The sequence below is a fragment of the Yersinia sp. 2542 StPb PI genome (assembly GCF_048593855.1).
Classification (GTDB): domain Bacteria; phylum Pseudomonadota; class Gammaproteobacteria; order Enterobacterales; family Enterobacteriaceae; genus Yersinia; species Yersinia enterocolitica_E.
Genome location: NZ_JAZGQA010000270.1, coordinates 1 through 4,277 on the forward strand (window position 1 = coordinate 1; position 4,277 = coordinate 4,277).

Sequence of the window (4,277 nt, forward strand, 5' to 3'; positions counted from 1 at the left end):
ATAGGTAAGTTGCAGAAACTCTTATTCGAATCGCCTCGACTTAGTGCTGTGCATAAAGCGTACTGCGTAAGATGCCATATGAGATCTAACACACAGTTTTCCGAGAATGATATTGCATTCTCTCACCTTCAATGATGATACTGATAGCGCAATAGTTATATTTATTGCCATAATTTTATTGAGGCGTGTTACTGGTAAAGCAGGCAAGACCAAAATAAAAGTGTCCCCCGTCCGCGGGTGCATTTTTGTTTTGGTCTTTTTTTTTGTTTTTTTTTTAAGTGATAAATTCAGGGGAATAGCGATGGATTACCAGCAGTTAGGATTGAAGATCTTAGCATTGATCGGGGGGAAGCATAATGTCAGTAAGTTAACACATTGCGCCACCCGCTTGCGTTTTGAGTTTAACGATGACACTAAAGTTGATGCTAAACAGATTGAAAAACTGGAGGGTGTGATCAGTGTGGTCGAGCGAGGAGGCCAGTTTCAAATAGTTGTCGGCAACAACGTGCAGCAAACCTATCGGACGATATTGAAAGAAATTGGCAGTGCGCCAACACCAGAGAAGCAGGGCAATAAAAATAAAACCAAAAATGGTATTTTCAGCCAGATAATCAGTGTGATTTCTACCACCTTTACCCCTGTCATTCCGGCTATTACCGGAGCCGGGATGATTAAGGCGTTGCTGGCAATTTTGAAACTCACCGGTGTGATTACAGCTAGCAGTACCACTTATCAGCTGCTCGATACCATTGCGGATGCGGCATTCTTTTTCCTGCCGGTTCTGCTGGCATATGGTGCCGCGATTAAGTTTGAATGTAATCCTATTTTGGCAATGACGATTGCCGGGGCACTGTTACACCCGAATTTGGCACAAATGTTGGTAAAAGGTGACGCAGTTAGCTTTATCGGTATTCAGGTTAGATTGGCTGATTATGCCGGTTCGGTATTACCGATTATCTTTACCGTTTGGTTGATGTCTTATGTCGAGCGCTTTGCCGAGCGAATTTCGCCCTCGATGATTAAATTTTTTACCAAGCCAATGATTATATTATTGATTACTGCTCCTTTGGCATTAGTCGTGATCGGGCCATTTGGTNTCTTTCTTAATGATATGGTGGGCAGTGGTGCTGCCATTATAAACACGAAAGCCAGTTGGCTTATTCCCATGCTAATGGGGGCGCTGCAACCCTTCTTGGTTATTACGGGCACGGCTTGGGCCATGACCCCGATTGCAACCATGCAATTGACTAAGCAAGGCTATGAGATGATCAATGGCCCCGGTATGTTGGCATCCAATATTGCTCAGGGGGCGGCGACACTCTGTGTCGCCTTCAAAACGAAGAATAAGAACTTGAAACAACTGGCATCTTCAGCAGGCTTCACTGCACTTTTGGGAATAACCGAGCCGTCATTATATGGCGTGACCCTGAAGCTGAAACGCCCGCTGGTGGCGGCAATGATCGGTGGGGGCTGCGCCGGTGTTTATGCGGGGTTAAGTGGTGTGGTGCGTTACGCCTTTGTATCACCAGGGCTGGCTGCATTACCGGCGTTTATTGGCGAAAACCCAATGAACATTGTGCACGCATTAATAACCTGCGTGATTGCTATTGTGGTCACTTTCGCCCTGACCTGGGTATTGGGCTTTGAAGACCCGGTAGATGAACAAGCGCAAGTTGATGAAAGTGATAACGTTCCCTTGCCTGCCTCCGTGGCGAGAACTCCGGGGACAGCGGCTCAGGCGGCAGTCATAAGTAGCCCATTAAGCGGAAAATTAATCCCATTAGGTCAGGTTAACGATGATGTGTTTTCTCTGGGATTGTTGGGGCAGGGGGTGGCTATTATCCCTGATGTGGGGGAAATGCGCGCCCCAGTAACAGGTGAAATTATGACGTTCTTACCCAGTAAACATGCTGTCGGAATTAAATCAGACGACGGGGCTGAGGTTTTGATTCATATCGGTATTGATACCGTCAACTTAAATGGTCAGTACTTCAGTTCGACGCTGCAAGTGGGGGATCGTGTCATGGTGGGCGACCTGCTGGTGAGTTTTGATATCAGCGCCATTACTCAGGCAGGCTACGATATCGTCACACCGGTATTGATTGTAAACAGTGATGCGTATTCGCAGGTTAGCAGTGCAGCTAGCGGGCCAACTCAGTTTGGTGAGCCGATTATTACTCTGGGTGCACGTGGTTAGGGGGCGGTTATGATTTATCAACAATTACAGAACTTCCCAGCAGGATTCCTCTGGGGCGGTTCCACCTCTGCCTATCAGGTTGAAGGTGCCTGGGATGAAGACGGTAAAAGTCCATCGGTCATTGATATGTGCCAGCACCCAACAGGGACGGCAGATTTTAAAATCGCCAGTGACCACTACCATCACTATAAAGAAGACGTTAAGTTATTTGCCGAATTAGGCTTAAAGGCATACCGATTTTCTGTCGCCTGGACCCGCATTATCCCTGATGGTTCGGGGGCGGTTAATCCTGCGGGGATCGCGTTTTATCAGAATTTGATTGATGAACTTAATCATTACGGCATAGAGCCAGTTGTCACACTTTACCATTTTGATTTGCCCTATTGTCTGGAGCAGCAGGGTGGGTGGGGGCATCGCGCCACGATTGACGCCTTTGTTGAATACGCCAAAGTGCTGTTTAGCCATTTTGGTAGCAAAGTAAAATATTGGCTGACGATTAATGAGCAGAACACCATGATCCTCCATCCTGGGGCAATTGGTACTCCCCCGATGGTCAATTACCGGATAAAAAATCCTTATATCAGCAGAGTCACCATATGATGTTGGCACAGGCGCAGGTGATGGCGTTGTGTCATCAAATGTGCCCGGAAGGTAAAATTGGTCCGGCGATAAATACCACATCGATGTATCAGGAAACCTGTGCACCACAAGATGCTATCGCAGCCCATAACTGGGAAACATTACGCTGCTGGAGTTTTCTCGATGTGGCGGTGTATGGTCGTTACAATGCGTTGGCGTGGCGTTATTTGCAGGATCGTGGATTAGTGCCCACGGTGGAAAGTGGTGACAGTGAAATCTTGTCACAAGGGCGGCCGGATTTTGTCGCAATTAACTATTATTCGACGGCGACTATTGCTGCCAGTCGGGGCGATGCTTCAGATATCACGGCCCGTGCCGGAGATCAGCAGATCATGTTGGGTGAACCGGGCGTGTATCGCGCAGCAGAAAATCCGTTTGTGGATAAAACCCGCTATGGCTGGGTGGTCGACCCCATTGGGTTACGTCTCACGTTACGTAAGACGTATGAGCGCTACCATCTGCCCATCCTGATTAGCGAAAATGGTATTGGCGCACCGGATTCGCTGCAAAGCGACGATCAGATTAACGATGACTATCGTATTGATTTTCTGCGTAAACATATAGAACAAATGCAGTTGGCTATCAGCGATGGTGTAGAGCTAATGGGCTACTGCCCGTGGTCTGTTATTGATGTTGTCAGCACGCATCAGGGCTATGGTAAGCGCTATGGCTTTATTTATGTCAATCGGAATGAACATGATTTACTCGACCTAAGGCGTATAAAAAAAGCCAGTTTTACCTGGTATCAACAAGTCATTGCCTCAAATGGTCAGTATCTTTGACCGTAGTTTGATATTCTGGGCGGCAGAGAACCGCCCACGGCAGATGAACAGTTGGCATACTAGACAGCCCGGTAGACCGGGCTAATCATGATATAAAGTCATTGCGGCGCAAAGACAGAGGTGGCTAGAAAAATGGATGTCATTAAAGTATTGAATAACAGCCTGGTCTTATCTGTCGATGCCAACAATAATGAAGTTATTGTTATGGGGAAAGGTATTGGATTTAATAGCAAAATTGGTGATGCGATTGATGCTGGGAAAATAGAAAAAGTCTATGTGGTACAAAAAAATCAAACCAGTAGAGAATATGTTAGGTTGATCGAAAATACGCCAGAAGAGTATATATCTTTGGTGCAGAATATTATGAGTGACGCTAATGCCAGCCTGAAGGGAAAACTTAGTGAACAGCTATTTTTTACTCTAACGGACCATATTACCTTTGCCATCGAACGTTTTCACAAAGGGATTTCAATCCAAAATAGATTGTTATACGAAGTAAAAAGATTTTATCCGCATGAATTTTCTATTGCGCAACAAGCAGTTAAATACTTAAATGAGAAACTCAATATTCAGTTACCTGAAGAGGAAGCGGGAAATATAGCTTTCCACTTGGTTAATGGTCAAACTGATATTCAGAGTATGGAAAGTACACTGCTCTC

The 4,277-nt window shown here is 45.9% G+C and carries 2 protein-coding genes and 1 pseudogene; all 3 read left to right on the top strand.

Annotation, left to right across the window (positions count from 1 at the left end; genetic code table 11):
* Positions 1–301: 301 nt before the first annotated feature.
* The gene (locus V1952_RS20295; RefSeq protein WP_420075415.1) at positions 302–2,197 is read left to right on the top strand and encodes a beta-glucoside-specific PTS transporter subunit IIABC; all 1,896 of its coding nucleotides are present in this window, start codon (positions 302–304) and stop codon (positions 2,195–2,197) included.
* Between the two features lie 9 nt (positions 2,198–2,206).
* Positions 2,207–3,618: pseudogene (locus tag V1952_RS20300) on the top strand (glycoside hydrolase family 1 protein).
* Positions 3,619–3,750: 132 nt separating this feature from the next.
* The coding region (locus tag V1952_RS20305) for a PRD domain-containing protein (RefSeq protein WP_420075416.1) at positions 3,751–4,277 on the top strand (527 nt) is incomplete at its 3' end.